Origin of the sequence: Planococcus beijingensis (assembly GCF_016820615.1) — a bacterium.
In the GTDB taxonomy this organism is placed as follows: domain Bacteria; phylum Bacillota; class Bacilli; order Bacillales_A; family Planococcaceae; genus Planococcus; species Planococcus notacanthi.
In genome coordinates this window covers 541,095-564,497 of record NZ_JADHDZ010000001.1, presented here as the reverse complement: position 1 = coordinate 564,497, position 23,403 = coordinate 541,095, and the positions used below count along the sequence as shown (strand labels likewise).

General features: G+C 43.4%; 20 protein-coding genes and 1 pseudogene. 9 read left to right on the top strand and 12 right to left on the bottom strand.

What is annotated here, in order from left to right; all coding sequences use genetic code 11:
• Positions 1 to 284 precede the first annotated feature (284 nt).
• Positions 285 to 1,916, bottom strand: a complete 1,632-nt coding sequence (locus IRE19_RS02570; RefSeq protein ID WP_238943037.1) for a sensor domain-containing protein — start codon at positions 1,914 to 1,916, stop codon at positions 285 to 287.
• Positions 1,917 to 2,330: 414 nt separating this feature from the next.
• Here IRE19_RS02570 and IRE19_RS02565 point away from each other — a divergent pair, with 414 nt between their 5' ends.
• Positions 2,331 to 3,101: an NRDE family protein gene (locus IRE19_RS02565; RefSeq protein ID WP_203339235.1), complete on the top strand. Its 771-nt coding sequence runs from the start codon at positions 2,331 to 2,333 to the stop codon at positions 3,099 to 3,101.
• 188 nt (positions 3,102 to 3,289) lie between these two features.
• On the opposite strand, the gene IRE19_RS02560 is transcribed toward IRE19_RS02565, so the two are convergent.
• A complete protein-coding gene (locus IRE19_RS02560; protein ID WP_203339234.1) occupies positions 3,290 to 4,258 on the bottom strand; it encodes an SMP-30/gluconolactonase/LRE family protein in 969 nt (322 codons plus the stop codon).
• Between the two features lie 295 nt (positions 4,259 to 4,553).
• Complete coding sequence (locus IRE19_RS02555) at positions 4,554 to 5,030, bottom strand: SRPBCC family protein (protein WP_203339233.1); 477 nt, start codon at positions 5,028 to 5,030, stop codon at positions 4,554 to 4,556.
• Between the two features lie 98 nt (positions 5,031 to 5,128).
• Between IRE19_RS02555 and uvsE the strand changes: the two genes are divergently transcribed.
• Together uvsE and IRE19_RS02545 are read left to right on the top strand one after the other, a co-directional pair.
• Complete coding sequence (uvsE, locus tag IRE19_RS02550) at positions 5,129 to 6,001, top strand: UV DNA damage repair endonuclease UvsE (RefSeq protein ID WP_203339232.1); 873 nt, start codon at positions 5,129 to 5,131, stop codon at positions 5,999 to 6,001.
• Positions 6,002 to 6,086: 85 nt separating this feature from the next.
• Positions 6,087 to 6,320 (top strand): annotated as a pseudogene (locus tag IRE19_RS02545) (IS3 family transposase); the annotation flags it as partial.
• A 57-nt stretch (positions 6,321 to 6,377) separates the two neighbouring features.
• Here IRE19_RS02545 and IRE19_RS02540 read toward each other — a convergent pair.
• Positions 6,378 to 7,697 carry a sensor histidine kinase gene (locus IRE19_RS02540; RefSeq protein WP_238943036.1) on the bottom strand — a complete coding sequence of 440 codons (1,320 nt, stop codon included), beginning with the start codon at positions 7,695 to 7,697 and terminating at the stop codon, positions 6,378 to 6,380.
• Between the two features lie 58 nt (positions 7,698 to 7,755).
• Positions 7,756 to 8,238, bottom strand: coding sequence for a sigma-70 family RNA polymerase sigma factor (locus IRE19_RS02535; protein WP_203339230.1), 483 nt, complete (start codon positions 8,236 to 8,238; stop codon positions 7,756 to 7,758).
• 238 nt (positions 8,239 to 8,476) lie between these two features.
• Here IRE19_RS02535 and IRE19_RS02530 point away from each other — a divergent pair, with 238 nt between their 5' ends.
• The gene (locus IRE19_RS02530; protein WP_203339229.1) at positions 8,477 to 8,947 is read left to right on the top strand and encodes a competence protein ComK; all 471 of its coding nucleotides are present in this window, start codon (positions 8,477 to 8,479) and stop codon (positions 8,945 to 8,947) included.
• Positions 8,948 to 9,027: 80 nt separating this feature from the next.
• Here IRE19_RS02530 and IRE19_RS02525 read toward each other — a convergent pair whose 3' ends face one another.
• The gene (locus tag IRE19_RS02525; protein ID WP_203339228.1) at positions 9,028 to 10,083 is read right to left on the bottom strand and encodes a glycine-rich domain-containing protein; all 1,056 of its coding nucleotides are present in this window, start codon (positions 10,081 to 10,083) and stop codon (positions 9,028 to 9,030) included.
• A 186-nt stretch (positions 10,084 to 10,269) separates the two neighbouring features.
• Complete coding sequence (locus tag IRE19_RS02520) at positions 10,270 to 10,791, bottom strand: GyrI-like domain-containing protein (RefSeq protein WP_203339227.1); 522 nt, start codon at positions 10,789 to 10,791, stop codon at positions 10,270 to 10,272.
• A gap of 545 nt (positions 10,792 to 11,336) precedes the next feature.
• Here IRE19_RS02520 and IRE19_RS02515 point away from each other — a divergent pair.
• Together IRE19_RS02515 and IRE19_RS02510 are read left to right on the top strand one after the other, a co-directional pair.
• Positions 11,337 to 12,155 carry a TetR/AcrR family transcriptional regulator gene (locus IRE19_RS02515; protein WP_203339226.1) on the top strand — a complete coding sequence of 273 codons (819 nt, stop codon included), beginning with the start codon at positions 11,337 to 11,339 and terminating at the stop codon, positions 12,153 to 12,155.
• 18 nt (positions 12,156 to 12,173) lie between these two features.
• On the top strand, positions 12,174 to 15,386 hold the full coding sequence (locus IRE19_RS02510) for an efflux RND transporter permease subunit (RefSeq protein ID WP_203339225.1): 3,213 nt from the start codon (positions 12,174 to 12,176) through the stop codon (positions 15,384 to 15,386).
• Positions 15,387 to 15,601: 215 nt separating this feature from the next.
• On the opposite strand, the gene IRE19_RS02505 is transcribed toward IRE19_RS02510, so the two are convergent.
• The 4 genes from IRE19_RS02505 to IRE19_RS02490 form a co-directional block, all read right to left on the bottom strand.
• On the bottom strand, positions 15,602 to 16,468 hold the full coding sequence (locus tag IRE19_RS02505) for a DUF1028 domain-containing protein (RefSeq protein ID WP_203339224.1): 867 nt from the start codon (positions 16,466 to 16,468) through the stop codon (positions 15,602 to 15,604).
• A gap of 89 nt (positions 16,469 to 16,557) precedes the next feature.
• Positions 16,558 to 17,376 (bottom strand): teichoic acids export ABC transporter ATP-binding subunit TagH, encoded by an 819-nt coding sequence (gene tagH / locus IRE19_RS02500; RefSeq protein ID WP_203339223.1) that lies wholly within the window; start codon positions 17,374 to 17,376, stop codon positions 16,558 to 16,560.
• Positions 17,377 to 17,393: 17 nt separating this feature from the next.
• Positions 17,394 to 18,200, bottom strand: coding sequence for an ABC transporter permease (locus tag IRE19_RS02495; protein ID WP_203339222.1), 807 nt, complete (start codon positions 18,198 to 18,200; stop codon positions 17,394 to 17,396).
• Positions 18,201 to 18,281: 81 nt separating this feature from the next.
• On the bottom strand, positions 18,282 to 19,481 hold the full coding sequence (locus IRE19_RS02490) for a CDP-glycerol glycerophosphotransferase family protein (RefSeq protein ID WP_349291246.1): 1,200 nt from the start codon (positions 19,479 to 19,481) through the stop codon (positions 18,282 to 18,284).
• A 252-nt stretch (positions 19,482 to 19,733) separates the two neighbouring features.
• Between IRE19_RS02490 and tagD the strand changes: the two genes are divergently transcribed.
• From tagD to IRE19_RS02475, 3 genes are all read left to right on the top strand, one after another.
• Positions 19,734 to 20,126 carry a glycerol-3-phosphate cytidylyltransferase gene (gene tagD, locus IRE19_RS02485; protein ID WP_203339221.1) on the top strand — a complete coding sequence of 131 codons (393 nt, stop codon included), beginning with the start codon at positions 19,734 to 19,736 and terminating at the stop codon, positions 20,124 to 20,126.
• Positions 20,123 to 21,292, top strand: coding sequence for a CDP-glycerol glycerophosphotransferase family protein (locus IRE19_RS02480; RefSeq protein ID WP_203339220.1), 1,170 nt, complete (start codon positions 20,123 to 20,125; stop codon positions 21,290 to 21,292). The genes tagD and IRE19_RS02480 overlap by 4 nt, the downstream gene beginning before the upstream one ends.
• A gap of 231 nt (positions 21,293 to 21,523) precedes the next feature.
• Positions 21,524 to 22,717 carry a LysM peptidoglycan-binding domain-containing protein gene (locus IRE19_RS02475; RefSeq protein ID WP_349291245.1) on the top strand — a complete coding sequence of 398 codons (1,194 nt, stop codon included), beginning with the start codon at positions 21,524 to 21,526 and terminating at the stop codon, positions 22,715 to 22,717.
• A gap of 37 nt (positions 22,718 to 22,754) precedes the next feature.
• Here IRE19_RS02475 and IRE19_RS02470 read toward each other — a convergent pair whose 3' ends face one another.
• On the bottom strand, positions 22,755 to 23,312 hold the full coding sequence (locus tag IRE19_RS02470) for a DUF4126 domain-containing protein (protein ID WP_203339219.1): 558 nt from the start codon (positions 23,310 to 23,312) through the stop codon (positions 22,755 to 22,757).
• Between the last annotated feature and the right edge of the window lie 91 nt (positions 23,313 to 23,403).

Here is a 23,403-nt window from a genome sequence, read left to right as displayed (position 1 = left end):
ATAAATCAATAAATTTCTTGACCATTGCCGACTCTAGCAAATCTATAGTTAATTATGCACGTTTGTATCATCTCTTAAGGTAAATTTAATTAGTACAGAAACCAATTTATGGATTTTTAGTAGGATGTATGATTTAACAGAATCATAACATTTTCCTTAGAAAAAGAAAACTCATTTTAATTCCGAAAATTCAAACATTGTCTATCACCTACTAATTTTACCAATAATTTTACTTAATTTAACCCTTTATTATTTCATCATAAAAAAACATGAGCAAAGGCTGCTCATGTCGGGCTTACTTGAAATGAATTTTTTTCCTGATTTTTAGCTTTATACATGGCCATATCCGCCCGTTTCATCATGGCTGAAATTGTTATTTTTTCATCCAATGAAAAGGCGATTCCCATACTGATGGAAACCTGTAAGGATAAATCCTTCACATTAAAAGGTTTTTCCATTGTTTGATAAATGCTGGCAGCCACATTAGCCACTTGTTCCTGTCCTTCTGCATTTGCTACTAAAATCACAAACTCATCCCCACCCAGACGGGCAGCCATGTTCGCTCCATGGATGCAGGTGCTCAACCGATAACCAAATTCCTGGATAACCGCATCACCAATTTCATGGCCCCATTGATCGTTGATTTCTTTAAAATCATCAATGTCCAGGATCATCACTGCTAAACTTTTTTGCGTTTTATCATGGATCTCCATTTGCTCTGCTGCATATTCCTGAAAATAACGGCGATTGGGCAGTTCAGTCAAAGAATCGAAATAAGCAAAATGCATTAGCTGATTCTCATATTCTTTTTGCAGGGAGATATCCCGCGCAACCATCACCATGTGCTTGAACCGCTTTTTCTCATCATATACAGGAGTACCGTTTAGTTCCGACCACACCCATCCTCTGTCTTTATGCAAAAGGCGAAGCTGCAACAGATAAGTGGTACCGCTCTTTGCGGCTTCATCAAAGGCCAGTGTTATGGCCGGCACATCTTCGGGATGGACATTAAAAAATGGCTTTTGGCCGATAATGTGGCTTGCCTTATAGCCATATATGCTTTCAATAGAAGGAGACAAATATAGATAAGCTTTTTGATGATCCATCAATACAATGACATCATGAACGTTTTCCGCAATGATCTGAAAGTTCTTTTCGCCAGCTTCATAAAGGCTTGCCACTTTATCCAATTCTGTCATATCTTTGACAACCATATAAAAGCCAGTAATTTTACCTTTCGGACTAATTGGAATAAATTTAATCAAACAACCCATAATTTCCGCAGATTTCGAAGTGAAGTTCAGGCGCATGTCTTTAAATTCACCCTCGACAGCAGCCAGAAAATGCTGTTGTGCAAGTAGTCGGTCTTCTGAAAAAACAAAATCAACAAAGTTTCTTCCAACTATCTCCTTCATCAAGTAGCCGCTTAACTGTCGGGCTGTCGGATTACCACCGGTAATATCGCCTTTTAAATCCACTGTAAAAATTGCACCTGCATTGCTTTCGTATAAAGCCCTGTACCGGGCACTATTTTCTTCCAAGCGTTCACGTATTCCATTGTTTTTCAATTCAGTTGCTTTTTCATCTGTTACATCTTTTACTAAACTTACAACTTGAATACATTTTCCTGTCTCATCGAAAAGCGGAGTCAGGTGGGTTTTTGAATAAAATAGTTGCTTCCCAGCAGAATAGAAAGAATCTTCATAGACGACACATTGTCTGCTTTGGACTGCTTCCCTATACTTTTCCTGTAAAAAACTCGCCAGCTTTGAAGAATGAACTTCATGAAACGTCCTGCCAATCGAAAGAGAAGTCAAAGAGGTTTTTTCCATCACTGCCGTATTAAAAAATTCGTAAATGAAAGAATCCTCCTCAACAACTTTTATGACAAACACCATTTCTTTAATGCCTTCCATCAATACCTGTGCAAAAGACAATGAAGCTGTTTCGCTCATTATGTCCATCCTCCTGATCCTCTTTAAGCTCTCCAACTATAGTAAAAACTCTTTTAACAGTGTAGCAGAAAATACTTCCATTTAAAACTTTAGAACTAATTTCTTTCTTAAAAAATAGGTCATTCTGCGTTATAAATTTTGTAGATGATGAATGTCCATTTCAGTTTCTACCCATTCCATCTTCTTGATAGAATAATTTTAAATACCGGTACCTCTTTCTGTTAACGTGCCCATTCATTGTATATAATGAGAGAAACTTTACACAACAGTCACTGGCCATTGAGTAAAGTTGTTCCAATCGGACTTTTAAGGCTGGTGCACTTTCCGGGCAGCGGAAGCTTTACTGGCGGATAAAAATAACAAAGGGGATAAGTTATGTGTCTGATCAACCTACAGTTTCGGAACCACCCTAAATACAAACTGATTGTTGCTGCAAATCGAGACGAGTTTTACGGCCGTCCCGCTGCATCTGCCCGTTTCTGGGATGACGAGCCCCATATTTTAGCTGGCCGCGACTTGACTGGAATGGGCACATGGCTGGGCGTTACCAAACATGGACGTTTTGCAGCTTTGACAAACTTTCGGGATCCAACCAATCTCGAAGCAGGCGCCATATCGAGAGGCGCAGTAGTCAAAAACTTTTTAGCCAGTACAGATTCTCCTAAAGATTATGTAACGTCCATCGATCCAAAACAATACGCTGGGTTCAATATTATTTTGGGCGATTCTGACCGCTTGCTTTATTACAACAATATTCAGCATGAGTCCTACGAAATTCCTCCTGGAACTCATGGACTCAGCAACCATTTTCTTAATACGCCTTGGCCAAAAGTGACAAAAGGAAAGGAAAAGCTGTCTTCCTATATGGCACAATCCAAAGAAGCGGATTTGGAAGAGCTTTTCGCCATTCTATCTGACACGGAACATGCACCCGATACGCATCTTCCAGACACTGGCGTTGGTTTGGATTTGGAACGTATGCTGTCTCCTATGTTCATTCAGACACCTGATTACGGAACACGCGCTGCAACCGTAGTCCTGTTTTCGCATGACGGCACGCTTACCTTTGCAGAACGAAATTACGAAAAAGGCAAATTTAAGGAAGACAGTTTTTTTGAATTCAAGATTGAGCAGAAAACCCAGTAACAGATTTCGGTTGAAATACGCAGAAACCCGGCAACCTTATTTTTGAAAGGATGCCGGGTTTCTTTTTTTACTTTTCTGGTTCGTGAATTTGTTCAGCAGTTTCTATTCGGCTTTACGTTATACGCATTTCTGAATCATCTACTGATCGGTTTTGATAAGAATTAGCAACTCCCATTGGTTGAAATTCTTTATTGCGCTCCGTACAATGGCAATCCGTTTTCTTTCACTTGAATTCGCCATACTTCATTTTTGGAGGATTCAGTGACATACAGATAACCGTCCTGGAATGTCAGGTTCGTTGTGAAGGTTCCTGCACTTTCCGGAAGACGAATTGTGCCATAACTAAATCCGCTTGCATCTTGAACGACAATTTCACCAGCCTGGAAATGTGCGATATACAAATTTCCTTTGTCATCAACCGCTAAACCATCGGGACCGATTCCTCCTTCGTACTGTCCGAAAACAAACGGAGTTTCAGGTGATGGTGGTGCATTTTTGGCTGGAATAGCAAGTACTCTATTTTTAGCGAATTCTGATATGTAGACACGCAATCCATCCGCTGAAATTGCGACACCATTCGGATAGGCGATTTTTTCAGCGAATAATTCAGGTTCTGTACTGTCTGCAGGAACATAAAAGACGCGTCCGACTGGATGGGTGGCACTTGAGCCCATGGGTTCCGTAAAATACAAGCCGCCATCTTGATCAAATACCAAGTCATTCAAGCCGTTTAACGGTTCTCCTTGATATGTGCTGATGACCACTTTACTGTCCCCTGTTTCCGGATCGTATGCGTAGATCACTCCACTGATATCGGTAATGAACAGGCGGCCGTCTTTATGGAACTTCGCTCCTACCGGACCTGGATATTCCTTAACGAATTCGACTTCTCCATCTTCCACTGCCAAAAGTTCTCCTGACATGGGGCTGACCATCCAAATCTTGCCTTCACGGTCAAAGTTGATGCCTTCCATAAACCCGCCATCTCCTGTAACCACCTTTTCCCATTTGGCTTTAGATGGAATAATCTCAGAAATGTCATGCCGTTCCCCTTTTGCTGCAGACTTCTTGTCGTTGGCTGCTTTTGTGCCTGCAAAACCGGCTGCTACCAGGAAAACCACAAGTAATGCCATAATTGCCCATCCTCTTTTTTTCATGTGCTGAATACCTCCTCATTTTACTGAACTCATTGTTTTCGGATTTTTAATTGACCGCCACCGGAATATGAAACTGCTTCAACAAAATATACAAGCGGCAATGAGTAAACACAACAAGGATAACTGGTAGAGTACAGGAATAAATCAGTAGGAATTTATCTATTTTAACAAGAATATTTTTGTTAAACTGGTAGGTTATCAATAATTGCAAAGATAAAAGACAGATAGCTGGCTTTTAGAAAGCTATCTGCCTCATGCATCGTGTATTATCTTTAGAAGCTGCGATCAATCTTCGTTAAACACTCATGCTGTCAACCAATCGCTTGTATTCGGGATACCAATGCTCCCACTCCAACGTCCGTTCAATACTTTCTTTATTAAGCAGTGCCTCAAGAACATCCAAACAAACATGCCAGCCAGCCAAATCCCTTGGTGTATGGTCTGTTAAAGCTGGAATGCTCTCCAGCATACGCAGGTGGGTTTCTCCATCTTCGGGAGTAAGCTCAAACCGGACATGGTCTTCGCCCCACTCAAAACCCAATTGGCTTTCCGTCTCAAAATCCGTAATCGACATTTTTTCAAAATGACCGTTTCCCATATCAAACGAGAGGTGTCCCCCTTTTCCTGGCTCTTCTATCTGCAATCCGGCGAACCATTGATGAATCTTGTCATTATCCGTCAGCATCTGCCAAACTTTTTCGATGTCATGCGACAGCTTCCGGTCAAATGTGGCAAGGTAACCTTTTTCAGTGCGGGTGATTTCTGCAGTCATTTCAATTCCTCCTATTGAATCATTTCTATTAATATACCCGAAAGGAAGGAATGCAATCGGTGCTGGAAGGGTATAGAAAAGCAAGGAGTTGAATTTAGATGAGATTAGGTTATGCCTGTATGAACACTGAATTGAAAACCATCTTCAGAACTTTGCGTGTCGCAACTGCGCAAGCGGAAGGGACAGGAAAAATAAAAGAATTGACCATGAAAAATCTGGAGACTACCTTAGAAATCCTCCGGTGGAATCTGGAGCACAATATTTTCTTTTACCGGGCTTCCAGTTCAATCGTTCCACTCTCTACCCATCCGATAAACGATTGGATTTGGTGGGAAGATTCGGATGTTCTGGCGATCACAGATGAAATCCGTACAATTGTAGAAGAAAATACCATGAGGGTATCGGTTCATCCCGGACAATACACGGTTCTCAATTCGCCGAAGCCCGAAGTGGTCCGGAAATCAATTGAGGATCTCGAATACCACGATAAACTGATTCAATTGCTTGGGGGCTCCGACATCATTCTCCATACCGGAGGAGCTTATGGAGACAAAGAAGCGGCAAAACAACGATTCGCGGAAGCCTATTTGGCGTTGTCTCCAAGCATCCGCCAGCGTTTGCGTCTAGAAAACGACGATAAAACTTTTACAGTGAGAGATGTCCTGGATGTCAATAAGATATGCGGAGTACCGATTTGCTTTGATATTCATCACCATAACTGCAATAATGACGGGAATCCCGTCGACTATGCTGAAATCCTTGAGACCTGGAAAGGTTACGGTACGCCTAAAATCCATATCAGCACAGGAAAAGAAGGATTCACGGATCTCCGCCATCATGATCTCGTTTCCGAAACGGACTTTAATGAATTACTGGCCTTGCTCCGCGGAACCGATGCGGACATCATGTTCGAAGCCAAACTGAAAGAACAATCCGTCCTGCCTTTTGTCCGGCAGCTAATGAATAAATAAATAAAAAAGGCTGTCCCAAAAGTCATTTTTCATGACAAAAGGACAGCTTTTTTTGAACGATTCCATGTGTTTCATTCGATTCACTGTCTTCCAAAGCATGTCCCGAAAAGAGACCTGTGCCGATAACGCAGCCATGGAAAACCTCTTTGGCCTCCTGAAGCAGGAGATGTATTATGGAGAAGCATTGGCATCATACGAAGAATTAAAACAGCGGATCGAACAATACATAACCTATTACAACAACGAACGTATTAAACAAAAATTGGGTGGCATGAGCCCGGTGCAATACCGGGCATATGCCACCCGATTAGCTGCATAAATAAAACTCTAACTTTAAGGGTTACTACCTAAAACTTACTTTCTAGACAGCTCCTTTTTATTTGCTCACCGATGCTATATTCGGAAATTCCAGCGTGAATTCAGTGCCTTTTCCTTTTTCGGAATCCACCAGAACTTCTCCATTCATTTGGCTGATTATGCTGTAGGTAACCATCATTCCAAGTCCTGTTCCTTTGATTTTATTCGAAAAATAAGGTTCTCCTAAGCGTTTCACTTCTTCTTTTGTCATACCGACGCCCTCGTCGGCCACTTCGATCCACACTTTGGCAGGAGACGATTTGACGGATACGGCCAACGTTCCTCCTTCAGGCATCGCCTCAATGCCGTTTCGGATGATATTGACCAAGGCCTGCTGGAATTTCTGCCGATCGACCAGAATCCTTGCATGTTCGTCCATCTCTATCATCTGCATGACGACATCTTTTCCATTAGCATAAGGCGCCATGATTTTCAGTACATGATGGACTTCTGGAGAAACCGTAATCGGCTCTAGTTGTCCGTAGGTCGGTTTCGCATAGACCAAATAATCATCGATCAGATCTTCTGCCGTAATGATTTCTTCTAATATGGTCTGATGAAACTCCAGTTGTTTTTCACGGCTGTATTCATATTCATGCATCAACTGGATAAAGCCTTTGATGCTCTGCAAAGGGTTTCGCAATTCATGGGAAACGGCCGCGGCAAAATGGCTGACTGTCTCCATTTTTTCATGCTTCAGCATAGCATTGTACATGTATTCCTGACGTTGCATATGCTCAATCAATAAAGCCGTCAAGACAATGATGGTGCCTTGATTCAGCATCAGCATCATCCAAATCCCAATAATGTCATGCAGTGGGTCCCCAAAAAAGAACGCGCCCGCAAACATATTGAACAAAAGCGAAGCAATTGAAATGCAGAACACTAATGCAATTTTGCCGAGGCGATTTATCCGCATATACAGAGGACGCAGAAACGGCACTCCAGCCGCAATAACGAATTGATTCAGGATGGCAATGTACATCCCATCTCCACCAATGATTATCCGGCCAATTGAAGAAACCAGAAACAAGATGCCTGAAACTACAGGCCCTCCATACAAGGCCCCTACAATCATAGGTACTTGCCTTAGATCAAAAATGTATTGGTCTGTCAGAAACTGATAAGGGAACATCATGCATAATATAATGGAAATCGAGAAAAGAATGGTCATGGTCACGCGGTGGCTGACGAAAAAGTTTCGCTGGCCTGCTGTAGCGAACATCTGATAGACGACAATCGGAAAGATGATGAAAAAGATGTTATTGATCATGCCCGTCATCATTTCTTCCATGTATGTCATCTCCTTTTCTTTTTTGCTGCGTCCTTCATTATACAATTCGCTGTTCCTCCCTACCACCCCTTTCTGCATGAATCCGGAAGCCAGCAGATGTCTTCTATTGTTTGAACGGATGTTGCGTTGTAACCTTCAGTTTTTTCAATAGCCGCTCGCGCCTCTTTTTCATTCCGGCCAACGAAATCTTTTCAAGTTCGGCCAATTCCGGAAGACTGAACCCTTTTACGAAAAGAGCATCGAGGAGCCACTTTTCATGTGCAGTCAATTGGTTTACTTCCAGCCATTCCGGTAATTCCTCTATCACTGTTTCTTCTGCTTTTTCTCTAACTCCGTTGTCTGTACAGCTTCCGCGTTCGTTTCTTTTGGTCTCCCGTTTCAGTTCATCCAGCATCGCTCCTTGAATGCTGCGATAAGCAAAAGGAGTGAAGTTTCCTTTTGAATCTTCGAAACGCTGCCATGCTTGCCATAAGGCGATATTGCCGATTTGGCGAAAAGTGTCGTAATCGCGGTAAATATGGAGCTTTCGGATCAAAGCAGAAATCATTGGAGCATATTGTACCGCTACTTCTTCAAAATCTTTCATCGTCTTTTCCTTCTGAACGTTCGTTGATTCCCGGGTGAATCCAGAATAGTTCAGATTGTAAGAAGCAGCCAATCGCTGTTTCCTATCTTTTTGCGTTCAAAAATACTGTTTGTCTTGAGGAAACAAATAGTTTGTTCACAACCATTATCAAAAGAGTTTTTATTTTCAAAAAATAGATTGCCTGATAAAGTAGCGAATGGTAGAATTTTCATGTGTTGAGAAAGGGGAGCTTGTGCCAGTGAAGAAGTATGATGAGAATTTAATTGATCGATCAGTGTTGTTTGTGGAAAGTTATTTCGAAACAGAAAGAAAGTCAAAAATCGTCACTAAAGACGGCGTTTTTTATTCCCGCGATTCTGTTTTGACCTTGATTGATCAGGCCTGTATGATGTTTGCTTCTACATACGAAGGCCGCGTAAAAGCCACGCGGCATAATCTTAAACAGCATAAAAAAACAACACTTCTCATCTCAGAAGATGGTTTGGCCGCCTATCCCACAAAGTCTCCGGATCACCCTGACTGCGTTTGGATTTTCAACCACCATTACCGCCTTGAAATCATAGCCCCAACCAGAACCCGCATCATTTTCGATGAATTCAATGTTTCAACAGAAGTCAATGTCTCCATCGGCATCCTGCAAAAACAGCGCAGCCGTTTGTACGAGATGATCTACTATTATTCAAACGTCCGTGAAAGAAACAAGCGCTGAAAGAAACAAGACACCTCTCTCTGCATTGGGATATGCCAATGCAGAGAGAGGTGTCTTGTTTCTAGAAAACATTATCACTTTCAATCAGATCCGCCGCCGCAGCTGCTTCCGCAGGAATGGCCGCTGTCGGAGCCGCCAGAATCAGTTGATTCAGCAGCACACCAAGGATCTCTTGAGTTTTTAGGGCTGTCCAAAAGATTGCTGAGAAAACCTGGATTTTCCGCATCGGAATCCAGCTTGATTTTTCTTTGTGTTTTTGCTATTCCCAGAGATTCAGCATACGTTGTGCCATCACTGTTCGCCGCCCAAAATACGTAAGGAAGCGTCAGCTCATTTGCAGTTCCCGGTGTGGGATAGGAGTTTGCAGAGATGCGAGTCTGCTTTTGGAGAAACTGCTCGAATTTCCCTTTGTTGCCTGCAGCCTGGATATCCTCCTTTATGCTCCGAACCATTCCTTGAACCAGTCGCCGAGTTTCAGGCCTGGCAAAAAAGTACCGGCCTTCGAGTTGATCGATGTCTGTGTCTCTCCATTCAGCCATAAACTCTTCGCTTGGCATATTTGCATAAAATGGAGTGCCCCATGATTTGACCGAAGAAGGTTTCTCAAGGAATAGTTTTTTGTACATCATATCGAACAAGAACTTATCATCGGCTCCATCTACACCATCCACATTTGGGGCATGATGAATAAATTGTCCAGCAAAATTTTCTGTGAAATGCTTATATTGATTGGTGAACATCAATTGCTGATGCCACACTTCGTCTACGGCTTTTGAGAACATCGGCACTTTTTTCAGAATAGACGCCATAAGAAGAAAACGTTTCTGCTCAAACATCAATTCCAGGATAGTTTCCTGGCTATACTTTGTCTCCTTAACCATTCGATTGTAGATATTCACTTGATAATCCAGTGGATAGGCATCTTCCAACTGTTGCGCATGATTTCGAGCAGCAGAATCCGTCTCTTTTACAAAATCCAATTCTAAGGTCTGTTGTTTTTTGACAAATTCATCCTTCGTCAGCAAAAACAATTCCCGATTTCTATTTTTCGCGTTAACCTTTTTTCGTGTTTCCGAATAACTTGCGACAGCTACAATTCCAACGATTGCTGCAATAATTCCAAAGGATACAAACATCTTATCTCTCCTTTTTTAAATGAACCTTCTTTTTCTATCTTACTCCAAAAAAAGGCTGTTTTACATACATTGGAAAAATGCTTTTACTGCATATTTGCAATGAGCTAATTTTACTCTATCGAAAAAAGCACTTCTCATTATTCCGGCTAAAAATGCCAATCTAAAGAGAAGTACTTTTCATTTCGCCTATGCAGCGTCGTCGCGCATGAGCAGAAATGCGATTTCAATTGCCCATTTGTTCAAGTCGGGTTCCGTTTCGGGATCGGTTACGTAAAATTCGAAACGGCCGTTCCATATTTCATCTTCGCCTTCCCAACGTTTATCGATGTCCAACCCTTCATGTATTGCCCATTGTTCCAGGGCATCAAGTGATTTTTCCAACTCATCGGGATGCCCTTTATGCAAAGCCCTTAAATAGGAACCGCCCGGAATATAACTTGCCACTACACGTTCATCTACCGACACCATGCGCTTGACCGGCACTCCAACTTCCATCTTGTACTTGCCCTCAGAATCTCCCATACACCAATATCGAAAAAAGGGAGCTCCTGCCGGTTTGATGCCTCTCTTCTTCAGCCAGTCGAATAGTTCACCAACCAGGCCGTTGACTTCGTCCCATTCCGATAGCCCCGCCACAATAGGAATTCCGACATATGGCTGCTCTGCACGTTCTTCCACAAATGGTTCACTGATATACTTCTGCCTCATCCAACCCTCTCCTCTTTGAACGAATCGAGCCAATACCTGTATTATTCTCTATTCGTCCTGACAGTCCTCTAAATCAATACAGAAATTTCAAGATATCAGCGCTCAGAAAGCGTTAAACCTTCAGTCTATAAGTTGAACTAAAGAAACTGACTCTTCCCTAACGCTTCGGACGCTCTGGTTAGAGCGAAGACGATTGCTCCTGCGAAAGCTCGTCGCAAATGAGGTCCCAGGAATGCCTGGTCCCTCATTGGCTCCCGCAAGAACCAGGCAAAGAACACCTGTCTTCTTGCTTCGCCTAGCCCGCTGGCAGGCGGCACCGCGACGTCCTGTGGGCCCGAAAGCTTAGCTGTTTTGCAGAATATCGGCTACTACAAATCATTGGTTTAACTTATATAGTAATAAAATCGCTATTCACGCAGCTGACAGACAAGAAATTGTCACATCATTCAAAGCTCTTCAAATTGACATTAATAGGTGGAAACTATAATCTGAAACAGGTGACTGACCGGTCACTATATGTGACCGATTGGTTTAGGAGGGCTTGAATGGACAAAAGAATTGAAATCATGAAACAGGCTGTACACCTGTTTTCTTCAAAAGGCTTTCATCAAACTTCTGTACAGGAAGTGGCACAAGCCGCTGGAATTTCCAAAGGAGCTTTTTATAAACATTTCGATTCGAAGGAAAACATGTTCATCGAAATCCTAAAACAGCACCACGAAGAAATCTCGACGGAAATCGCCAATTACGAGCAAGTACCTGGTTCAGATTCCAAGGATGTCTTCAAGAAGAAACTGGCCATTGAAATTGAACGCACTCTCTCCAATCAGGAATTTTTCATGATGGTGTTCAAGGACATGCCGCTCAGCGACAGCGACAAGCTGAGTGCCTTATTCGGGGAATTGCGGCAGTCGACCATCACATTGCATAAAACCATTTTGTTGGATGCATACGGCATGGAGATCGAGCCGTTCCTTCCCGATTTGGTCACGGTGCTTGAAGGTCTGATGCAGCAATACATCATCACCTTGTTGATGGACAAGAAACAAGTGCAAATCTCCAAACTCGCCAATTTCATCACAGCCGCCATCGATGCCGTTGTAAAAAATTTAGCGTCGATGGAACCTGTATTGGCTGAAGCACATTCCCCTGCAGAAACAATCGAGCAACTCCTGATGCAAATCTCTGAGAAGATTAAGGCATCTGAAACGAATCCCGATAAGTTGCTGGCTTCACTGGGTTTGCTGAAAGAACAAATCGGCCAAACAGAACCACAGGATTTTTTGATTGAAGCCCTGCTGCTTTATTTGAAACAGCATCCTTCCATTAAGAATGAAGTCATCTATCTGGAATATTTCATTTAACGAATAGGAGCTAAAAACTTGAAAAAAATCATTGATTTTTCCTTAAACAACAAATTTGCGATATGGATTTTGACCATTATGGTTGTCGTTGCCGGCCTTTATGCAGGCTTGACGATGAAGCAAGAATCCATTCCGAGTATTACACTGCCCGCAGTTACTGTAGTCACTACATACCCGGGTGCTGCGCCTGACGAAATTATGGAAGAAGTTACGATTCCAATGGAACAGCGGATTCAAAATATGAATGGCGTCGAACTGATGACATCCACATCATTAGCCAACGCTTCCACTATCCAAGTCCAGTACGACTTTGATGTCGATATGGACGAGGCCACCCGCGAATTGGAAGATGCCTTGTCGCAAGTTTCAATTCCCGAAGCAGCCAATGAACCAGAGGTTTCCCGTCTTAGCTTGGATGCCTTCCCGATTCTGACATTGAGCATCAGCAACTCTGGAAGCTCACTGGAAGAACTGACAGCAAACGTTGAAGACAATGTCCTGCCTGCCCTTGAAGGCGTAGACGGTTTATCCGATGCACAAGTATCGGGTCAGCGTGTCCAGAAAGTCACGATGGCTTTTGACCAGGAAGCTCTGGCACAATACGGCTTGACTGAAGAAACGATCCAGCAATTGATCCAAGGTTCAAAACTGACTTTCCCATTAGGATTGACGGACTTTGACGGAGAACTTAAAAACTTGGTCATCGATGGCGATATTACAACTGTCGACGACTTGAAAAACCTGCAGATCCCAGCTATCCCTCAAGCGGCAGCTGCTGCTCCGACAGCTCCTGATGCTGCTGCCGGCGCACAAACACCAACTGGCCCTGATGCCGCTGCTGGCGCACAAGCCCCGGCTGCTCCTGGTGCCGCTGCTGGCGCACAGGATCCTGCCGCTCAAGCTCCAGCTGCTCCAACTACAATTCCGACAGTCGCTTTAAGCGAATTGGCTGATATTGAAGTGGTGAGTGAAGCGGAATCGATTTCCCGTACGAACGGTGAAGAATCGATTGGTATTTCAATCATCAAATCACCAGATGCCAACACGGTTGAAGTGGTTAATGCTGTCAAAGACATCGTTGCAGATGCTGAAGAAGAATATGGCTTAACGATCTCTTCAACATTCGACCAAGGCGAACCAATCGAGAAATCGGTCGAAACGATGCTCAGCAAAGCGTTATTCGGTATTTTATTTGCCGTCGTCATCATTTTGCTGTTCCTTCGCAGCTTCAAGACAACATTGATTTCAATCATCTCGATCCCGTTGTCCTTATTGATGGCCATTTTCTTATTGAATCAATTGGATATTACCTTGAACATCATGACACTCGGCGCATTGACTGTAGCTATCGGCCGCGTCATCGATGACTCGATCGTCGTTATCGAAAACATCTACCGCCGTATGGCCTTGCCTGGTGAGAAATTGCGCGGCAAAGAATTGATTCGTGAAGCAACAAGCGAAATGTTCCTGCCGATTTTCTCATCAACCGTTGTCACTATCGCGGTATTCCTCCCGCTTGCCCTTGTCAGCGGACAGATCGGCGAATTGTTCTTGCCATTTGCCCTCGCAGTGGTCTTTGCCTTATCAGCTTCTTTACTAGTTGCTGTAACCATCGTTCCGATGATGGCGCATTTGATGTACCGCAAGCAATTGCAGAATCTGGATACTCCTAAATCCAATAAAAAAGAACACAAGCCAGGAAAAATGGCAGCCAGCTACAAACGCATTTTGGAATGGTCATTGAACCACAAAATCATCACATTCGGAGGAGCTACCGTAGTCCTTGTCGCAAGTCTATTCCTGATTCCGGTAATCGGCGTCAGTTTCCTTCCTGAAGAAGAACAAAAAATGGTCATGGCTACTTACAGCCCGGAACCTGGCCAGACACGTGAAGACGTGGAAGCCGTTGCACTTGATGCAGAAGCTTCCATTGATGGACGTGAAGGCGTCACTTCATACCAATACTCGCTTGGCGGCGGAAATCCGTTGTCAGCTATGGGCGGAGGCGGAGATAATTCCGCATTGTTTTATATTGAATATGATGATAACTTTGCCGAGTTCGGTGATGAAAGCAAGAAATTGATCGAAGAATTGAATGGATCTACTGAATCCGGTGAATGGGCAAGCCTTGACTTTGCTGCAATGGGAGCAAGCGGTCTGGAAATGTTCGTTTACGGTGACAGCGTGGAAGACATTCAAACAGCCATCAATGAAATCCAGCCGTTCATGGAAGACAACGATGGCTTAGAAAACACAGAGTCCAGCTTGACTGAAGCTTATGATCAGTTTACTTTGGTAGCTAATCAGGAAAGCTTGAGCGAAAACGGCTTAACTGCTGCCCAAATCGGTATGGCGTTAAGCAGCGTTAGCGAAGCTCCTGTATTGACTACCGTTACGAACGAAGATAAAGAACTGAACGTATATATCGAAACAGAAGAAACCGAATACGCGGGAATTGATGACGTAACAGCCATCGAAATTCCAACTGCCCTTGGTTCGACTGTAACAGTCGGCGAAGTCATGGAAGTGGAAGAAGGCAAATCGCCGGATACCATCAACCGCAGAGATGGCCAAATGTATGCATCTCTGACTGCAGACGTTCTTGGCAACAATGCTGCGGAAATCACTGCGGAAATCGATGAGCAGGTAGCAGAGCTTGACCTTCCTTCCGGTGTCACTACTGATCACGGCGGCGTAACTGAACAGATCAACGAATCGTTCACTCAGCTTGGCTTGGCAATGCTTGCAGCCATCGCGATCGTTTACTTTGTATTGGTTGTCACATTCGGAGGCGCACTCGCTCCATTCTCTATCCTGTTCTCGTTGCCATTCACGGTTATCGGTGTACTTGTGGCGTTATGGATTACTGGAGAAGCATTGAGTGTCAACGCATTGATTGGTGTTTTGATGCTGATCGGCATCGTTGTCACAAATGCCATCGTTTTGATTGACCGCGTCATCCACATGGAAAAAGCCGGATTGACAACACGCGAAGCCCTTCTTGAAGGCGGCGTGACACGTCTGCGCCCTATCCTGATGACTGCTTTAGCCACTATCGGTGCTTTAATTCCGCTTGCTATTGGCGTGGAAGGCGGAGGCGGCGGATTAATTTCCCAAGGCCTCGGCATCACGGTTATCGGCGGATTAATCAGCTCGACTTTACTGACATTGGTTATTGTGCCGATCGTCTATGAGGTCGTGTCGAAGTTCCGTAAGAAACAAATAGATTAAGCTTTCAAATAAAGGCAGCTCACTCATGAGCTGCCTTTTTTCATGCTTATTTTTGGTGAGCGCACCTCATTTGGCTGTAAGCGCACCTCAACTGGCCAACACCGCACCTCGCAGCTTTACAAGCGCACCTCAAACTGACAACACCGCACCTCGCAGCCTCACAAGCGCACCTCACCAAAAAAAGCCTGCTCAGCTATCCTGAACAGGCTCTAAACTCATTGTTTTTTCAAATATGCCAATACCGATTCATCGATAAGCGCTTCTTCTGACCAATGATCGTCGAAGTTCTCCCGCAGCACAAATGCCTTCAATGCCTCTTTCACTTCCGCGTTATAGCTGTTGTAGTCGCCCATCCCCAATAAACTAAGCTTCACCAATTGTTCTACAACCGTTTTCAGCACATCCCCTTCGATGGCCAGTTTGTCTTCTGACGGGGCGGCATACATTTTATGCAGCTCATACAGCCGCTGCAATTCTTCGATTGGCTCCGGATGGTCATCCACCCGCAGATCCACTTTGACATCGTTATAGCCGCCGTACCCAGCGCCTTCCTGCACAACATAAACAGCAGCCGACTGTTTCCCTCTGCTGTCGCCTCCTGCGTGTTGAGCAGCTGCGACGGCCTTCAGCATGCGTTCAGCCAATGGGCCTTCCGACGCTTCAAATGTCCGGCTCATTTCACTGACTGTTTCTTCACTGACCAGAATATTGCCTTGGCAGGAATGATGCTTCCCTATCATGTGTCCGGCCCAGTCATAGCATTCATGTCCAGTGAAGGCACTAGCCTCTCCTTCTGCATTGATGACCGCCACCTGGCGCAAACTTCTGCCCGGATCGTCGGAAACCAGCTTGTCGATGACTTCTTCAGGCGACAAGCCTTTTTCCAACAATGCCAATCCCTCAGGTCCAAAAGCGGTATTCGCCCAGGACTGTGTTGCAACAGCACCTACATTGGCTTTTGCCCATGGAACCACCGATCCGACTGCCAAAAACTTCGATTGGACAGCGACGCCCACTTCTCCGGTTTCCGGATCTGCCGCGACAATTGAAAATGTCGCCACCAACTGTTCTTTGTTTATCATGTTGTTCACCCCTTTTCTCTACTGTAGAATAATTAAGAAAAAATTTCCTCTCTTAACAATTCTGAGCACAAAAAAATCTGCAGCAATCCTCAAAGGACTTCTGCAGATTCTGTATTTTTCTTTGATTGCCGATTAAGCGCGGTTGTGCGGTATTTCTTTTTATCCGCTTTTGATAGTGCTTTATATTCGGCCAAGAAGGTTTCATACTTGGCAATCACTTCTTTGGTGGGACCGTATTCTTTGACCACTCCGAACTCCAACCATAAAATCTGGTCGCAGAATTTTTTCATCTGCGAAATCGAGTGGCTGACAAAAAACATGGTCTTGCCTTTTTCCTTGAACTCCATCATCTTGGCAAGGCTTTTTTCTGAAAAGGCCTTATCTCCGACTGATAGAGCTTCGTCCACAATCAGAATATCGGGGTTGACGCGTACAGAAATGGAAAAGCCCAGACGCGACTTCATGCCGCTGGAGTATGTTTTCACAGGTTGGTCGATGAATTTCTCCAACTCCGCAAATTCAATGATTTCATCTTCCATTGCTGCAATTTCCTTTTTGGAAAAACCAAGCATCAATAGCTTAAGTTCAATATTCTCACGGCCGGATAACTTGCCATCCAGTCCGGCATTTACCGCGATCAATGCGACATTGCCGTCGCTCGTCACTTGGCCGTTCGTCGCTGGAATAACGCCTGCGATGATATTCGCCAAAGTTGATTTGCCGGAACCGTTAATGCCGACAAGCCCAACGATTGAGCCTTTCTCGACATCAAACGAGACATTCTGCAAAGCGAAGAAATCTTCCCCATAGTCTTTATAGGGAACCAGCAGATCCAGAATCCGTTCAGATTGCTTCTTATATAGTTTATAGCGTTTCGAGACATTTTTAACTTCTACTGAATTAACCAACAGTTTCACTTCCAATTTTATAAAAAGTCGATAAACTGACTTCTAAATTTCACGTGAAGATATGCACCGACCATGAATGTAATTGCGACTACTCCAATGAAATAAAGGGTGTAGACAGGATTCTCAAGAAAATACCAGCCTTCCCCAAGCAACGAGTAACGATAGCCTTCAATCACATAGTAGAAAGGATTAAGCATCATGTAAGGCTGCCACGATTCAGGCAGCAAAGTTGGCGGCCACAAAATCGGAGACAAATACAATAGCATCCGCATGACCGACTGCAGCAACATTTGAACATCCCGGATGATTGTCGACAAAGTCGACGTAATCAGGGCGAGACTGAACAAAAATACGAGCAGGCCAATGATGTAAATCGGCAACTGCACATAATAGATGGAAATCGGGAATCCGATAAATTGCAGGACCACCATTCCGAGAGCTAATAATACCAGATGCGGGTAAAATTGCGCAAAGATTGTATAGTTCGGAATGACGCTCATCGGAAAATTCATCTTGGACAGCATCCTGATTTTGCTGTAAATCGATTTGGATGATTTCATGACACTGTTATTGATGAAGAACCATACCAGTATCCCGGCAAACATCCACTGGAAATAAGGGATATCGCCGACCGCTTCCCTTTGCCGGATTCCAAAACCGAATACGAACCAGTAAATCAGTATCTGGATTGCCGGATTGATGATTTCCCATGCTGCCCCAAGATAGTTGCCTCTTGTTAAACTGCGTAATTCATAAACAGACAACCTTTTAACCAAATAAAAGAATTGAAACTGCTCTTTAATAACTTTTATAGCTGATTTCATAATGTATCCTCACTTAATCACTTTTTATCTCATTAAACAATCAGCAATGTGTTTTGCTGTATTAACTCTCACTCACGTTCTTCACTTCAAAAAAGTATTCACTACCCGCTCTGTTGCCTTCCCATCCTCCAAGGAAGAAAAACGATTTTTAAACTCACTGAATGTTGAGCTCAATTGGACATTGCTATCAGACATCGCCCGGATCGCCTGAAACAATTCCTTTTCGGTCTGAACGATCGGTCCAGGTGCATCTTTTTCGATATCGATGTAGAAACCGCGGAGCTGGTCGCGATAGTTTTCCAAGTCATACATAAAGAAAATAATCGGACGATTTAAGATAGCATAATCGAAAAAGACGGATGAGTAATCCGTGATCAGCAAATCAGAAACGAGATAAAGATCGCGGATGTCCGGATATAATGACACATCATAGACTACGCCTTCATAGGCCGAGAAATCAAAGTTTTCAGCAACTAAATAGTGCATGCGGGACAGCAGCACCCATTCGTCCCCGAATTCCTTTATCCAGTTTTCCAAATCAAATTGGAACTCGAACTTGTATTTCCCTTTTTGGTAAAACTCATTATCTCTCCACGTAGGAGCATATAACATGACTTTCTTGTCTTCAGCAATCCCTAAATCCTTCTTCAGGCTGCTGATCAGTGTATCCGAATGATTGGTCAACAAATCATTGCGTGGATATCCCGACTCGATAACTTCCCCATTATAATGGAAAGCACGCTTAAAAATCTCGGTTGAATAAGGATTAGGTGAAACTAAGTAGTCCCATTTCTCAGATTCCAGGGCAAAATTCTTTTTATAGGAGTCGGTTTTCGTATTGGGCATATGAATCTCCTCGATATCCAGTCCAAGTTTTTTCAAAGGGGTTCCATGCCAGGTTTGGAGATAAACCGTACCGGAAGGTTTTGGCATCCATCGAGGCAGCCGGACGTTGTTTACCCAATATTCAGCTCGTGGGAATGTCCAAAACCACTCGAAAGTAAAACGCTGAATATAAGGCACATTAAAACTCTCAAATAAGTGGATGGCACTTTTGTCAACACTCCAAAGAAGCCGGTAGTCCGGATGATTTTCTTTCATGTATTCATAGATAGAACGCGGACTGTCACTAAATTGTTTCGCATGAAAGCTTTCAAACACCATTAATTTCTTCTTTTTCGGAAGTTTTCCAAGTATGACGAAGACAGCGCGGAAGAGCCTTCTTGTAACGCTGCTATTTTTTAACCCTTTAATTTTTTGGATAAAACTCAAATTAGTCACCTTACTTCTTTCTTGAAAAGTCAAATGAGCAAGATTCCATTACAGAAAACAGAATCTTATCAACCTTTATTTTATACTGAACCTGTGAGGATCTTTAGCTTCTTTCAAATGCATCTTTTTTTGAAAAAAAACGTCTAATGCCTTGTACGTACTCTACATTTTCAATAGCTATTACACATGATAACATATAAGATGGTATCATAGCATATTGTTAAATAAATCGAAAATAAGCATTTTTGGAGTGAACAAATTATGAAGAAAGTAATTACTTACGGGACCTTTGACTTAATTCACCATGGCCATATCAATATATTAAAGCGGGCGAAAGAGTATGGCGATTATTTGATTGTCGGCTTGTCATCGGACGAATTTAATGCTATCAAAGGAAAAGCAGCCTATCACTCTTACGAAGAACGCAAATTAATCCTTGAAGCGATCAAATACGTGGATGAAGTGATTCCCGAACACAATTGGGGCCAAAAAGTAGATGATATTCAGAAGAATAATGTAGATTTGTTTGTAATGGGATCTGACTGGGAAGGCAAATTTGATGAGCTGATGGATTATTGTGAAGTGCTTTATTTGCCGAGAACCGAAGGCATCTCAACTACAAAAATCAAAACCGACCTTTACAACAAACAATGATAAAGGAATTTGGAATATCTATTTATCTGTTTTTATTCAAAGTTTTCTTTTCCCTGTTCAATCTTTTCCCCATGAAAAATAAAACGGTCTTTCTTTCTTCATTTGGTGACAATGCGTTTTTCATTGCGAAAGAATTAGCGAAGTCGGAAAAGCATCAAATTATTTTCATCAACCAATCCAGATGCAAAATCGACTTCACTGCTGTCCCTACAACCAATAAAAAGATATACAGCTTTGAAACGTCCAATATTTTGGATACGTTTTTATCGATTTACCATTTGGCTACCGCAAAATACGTTTTTGTCGACAATTATGCAGGCGTCCTTTCTGTCATCCGCTTCCGCCAAGAAGTAAAATGCATTCAATTGTGGCATGCGGCTGGAGCCATCAAGAAATTTGGTTGGAGCGATCCTGAAACATCCGCCAGAAGCGAGCGGGCCAAGCAGCGCTTTCAGCAAGTATACGACCGGTTTCAATACATTCCTGTCGGCTCCCAGCAAATGGCGGATATCTTTTCTGAATCCTTCCATGTGGATCAAAGCCATTTTATCTACACTGGGGTTCCTCAGACTGATTTCTATTTCGATAAAGCTGCAAAAGAAAATGCTTACGCCAAATTAATCGAGAGATATCCAATCATTGCAGGAAAAAAAGTGGTATTGTATGCCCCTACTTTCCGGAAAAATTCGTTGCACAGTATGAAAGTTCAATTAGAGGTATCAGAGTTTCTCGAAAAAATGGATGGGGATTATGTGCTCATGATCCGGCTGCATCCATCTGTCCAAGAAGTAACCAACATAGTGGATCATCCACGGGTCCTGTTGGCCACTGACTATCCCCACCTCAGCGATCTGCTGATCGTCAGCGACATCTTGATCACCGATTATTCGTCTATCCCAGTGGAGTTCTCGCTGCTCGGGAAAAAGATGATTTTCTATACGTATGACTTGGAAGATTACGGCAAGACCCAAGGAATATGGGCGGAAAGCAATCTTTATTTCCCTGGCCCGATCGCTAAGACTACAACAGAAGTGCTTGCGCATATTCAAGATTCTTCTGTGGACCATGAAAAAATTGATTTGTTCCGCAGCCATTGGAATACATATTCGACTGGCCACAGCACTTGTCAGCTCATCACCGCCATTTACGATACAAAAGATTTATAAAGAAAAATCCAGCTGCCCAATCTATGGACAACTGGATTTTTTCTTTTTGGATACATTAATTAATTCTCGAAATATTCAGTTTAAATTAGCCCTTATTGCTCATCCATGTGGTATAATATGATTAGAGAATCTGCAAAAATCCCTCCTCAATCTTCCGCCATAGTTACCGGCCTAATCTCTCCTATACATACGCTGGCTCGGCTCAGCGCACTAAATAAAGGGGTGAGAAAGGTGCTTTCTAAATGGATTAAAGTTGCAGCAGCTATGTTACTGATCCTGTTTACTGTGTTCTCCTTCTCCAGCCAGCCACAAGCAGCAAGCTCCACCTATGTCACAAAAGGCAGCACCACCAGCAAAGTTGTCGCTCTTACTTTCGATGACGGTTCAGATGGCACAAACATCAATAAAATCCTGGATGTCTTATCTGCCCATAACGTCAAAGCCACATTCTTTTTGACAGGTTCCGGAGCAAAAAACCATCCGACCTGGATCAACAACATCTCAGCCAAAGGCCATCAGCTCGGCAACCATTCTTATTCACATCCCGATTTCACAAAAATCTCAGCTGCTAAGATAAAAAGTGAATTGGCTACCACCGAAACGACCATTAAAGGGATAACAGGAAAATCGACCAAACCGATTTTCAGAGCCCCTTTTGGTGCATCCAATTCAACTGTCCTTAAAACTGTAGGTGAAGCTGGATATACCCATACGATTCAGTGGAATATCGACACGGTCGACTGGAAAGGCGTTTCATCCACTCAGATCACCAATAAGGTCCTGAACAATATTGTACCGGGATCAATCATTTTGATGCATACCGGCGCAGGTGCCTCTGGGACTCCCGGTGCTTTGCCAGGCATGATCAGCAAATTGAAAGCCCAAGGCTATAAATTTGTGACGGTCTCTGAATTATTGAAATTGCCTTCTGCTCCAGTAAATGGAACCAAATACACAGTCAAAGCCGGTGATACTCTCTATAGCATTGCGAAAAAATACAATGTCACTGTTGCTGCACTGGCCAAAGCCAATAACATCACCAATTATAATTTAATCCGCGTGGGCCAGGTATTAACGATTCCTGGAAAAACCACTGCGCCCCCTGCCACTTCAGTAAAATACACGGTTAAGGCCGGTGATACCCTTTACAGCATTGCGAAAAAATACAATGTCACCGTTGCGGCACTAGCCAAAGCCAATAATATCACCAATTATAGTTTAATCCGTGTCGGCCAAGTCTTGACGATTCCTGGGAAAACCACTGCACCGCCTGCTACTTCTGTGAAATACACTGTGAAAGCAGGTGATACCCTTTACAGCATTGCACGCACCTATAAAACGACCGTTGCCAAAATTGCAGCAGCCAATAAAATAACCAATGTCAATTCACTTCGTGTAGGACAAGTGCTGGTGATTCCGAGATAATAGAAAAAGGAGCTGGAAGATAGATTCCAACTCCTTTTCATATAGCTTTCGGCTTATACAGAAAACGACGATATAACTTATAGATCATGAACGCCATAGCAATCAGAAAGAAGACTGCCAGAATCGGCGCTATGAATATCAGAATCGGCGCCACTGTAGCAGTAGCATCTTCTGCCAAGGAAACAGCCGGACTCATCAAAGCCGCTTCACTGACTCCTTTAACGGCTGTAATGGTTGCATGGGAGGCAGTGGCTACGCCCCCACCGCCGATGATTGCGATGCTCCATTCCAAAAAGGGGCTCATGTCTCCAATAAACGACGCCGTCAGCAGAATGCCCGCCAATGCAGCGATCGGTGTGGAAATCATTTTCATAAACGAGCCCACAGCCGGAATATAATTGACTGCCACTTCAAAAAGGGTCGCTACCCCAAAAGCGATAATTGCGGGAGTGCTGCCGATCCAGCTGAACCCTTCTGAAAGTGTCAGCCAATCTACATGCACGAATATACCTGTGATCAACAAAGGAGTAAAGATTCTAAACCCCACAGTTGCACTTAATGCCAAACCGATGCATATTGCAAGAATGGTTTCCATGGCCGTGACCTCCATCGTCTTCATTTTCTTTTCAGTATACAGGAGCTTGAGGCTCTCCGATACCGAATGGATAAACCAAAGGAATCTCAAT

Coding starts and splice junctions, on each gene's coding strand:
- IRE19_RS02570 (WP_238943037.1), bottom strand. CDS start 1,916: ATGGAAGGCATTAAAGAAATGGTGTTTGTCATAAAAGTTGTTGAGGAG.
- IRE19_RS02565 (WP_203339235.1), top strand. CDS start 2,331: ATGTGTCTGATCAACCTACAGTTTCGGAACCACCCTAAATACAAACTG.
- IRE19_RS02560 (WP_203339234.1), bottom strand. CDS start 4,258: ATGAAAAAAAGAGGATGGGCAATTATGGCATTACTTGTGGTTTTCCTG.
- IRE19_RS02555 (WP_203339233.1), bottom strand. CDS start 5,030: ATGACTGCAGAAATCACCCGCACTGAAAAAGGTTACCTTGCCACATTT.
- uvsE (WP_203339232.1), top strand. CDS start 5,129: ATGAGATTAGGTTATGCCTGTATGAACACTGAATTGAAAACCATCTTC.
- IRE19_RS02535 (WP_203339230.1), bottom strand. CDS start 8,238: ATGAAAGATTTTGAAGAAGTAGCGGTACAATATGCTCCAATGATTTCT.
- IRE19_RS02525 (WP_203339228.1), bottom strand. CDS start 10,083: ATGTTTGTATCCTTTGGAATTATTGCAGCAATCGTTGGAATTGTAGCT.
- IRE19_RS02520 (WP_203339227.1), bottom strand. CDS start 10,791: ATGAGGCAGAAGTATATCAGTGAACCATTTGTGGAAGAACGTGCAGAG.
- IRE19_RS02515 (WP_203339226.1), top strand. CDS start 11,337: ATGGACAAAAGAATTGAAATCATGAAACAGGCTGTACACCTGTTTTCT.
- IRE19_RS02505 (WP_203339224.1), bottom strand. CDS start 16,468: ATGATAAACAAAGAACAGTTGGTGGCGACATTTTCAATTGTCGCGGCA.
- IRE19_RS02495 (WP_203339222.1), bottom strand. CDS start 18,200: ATGAAATCAGCTATAAAAGTTATTAAAGAGCAGTTTCAATTCTTTTAT.
- tagD (WP_203339221.1), top strand. CDS start 19,734: ATGAAGAAAGTAATTACTTACGGGACCTTTGACTTAATTCACCATGGC.
- IRE19_RS02480 (WP_203339220.1), top strand. CDS start 20,123: ATGATAAAGGAATTTGGAATATCTATTTATCTGTTTTTATTCAAAGTT.
- IRE19_RS02470 (WP_203339219.1), bottom strand. CDS start 23,312: ATGGAAACCATTCTTGCAATATGCATCGGTTTGGCATTAAGTGCAACT.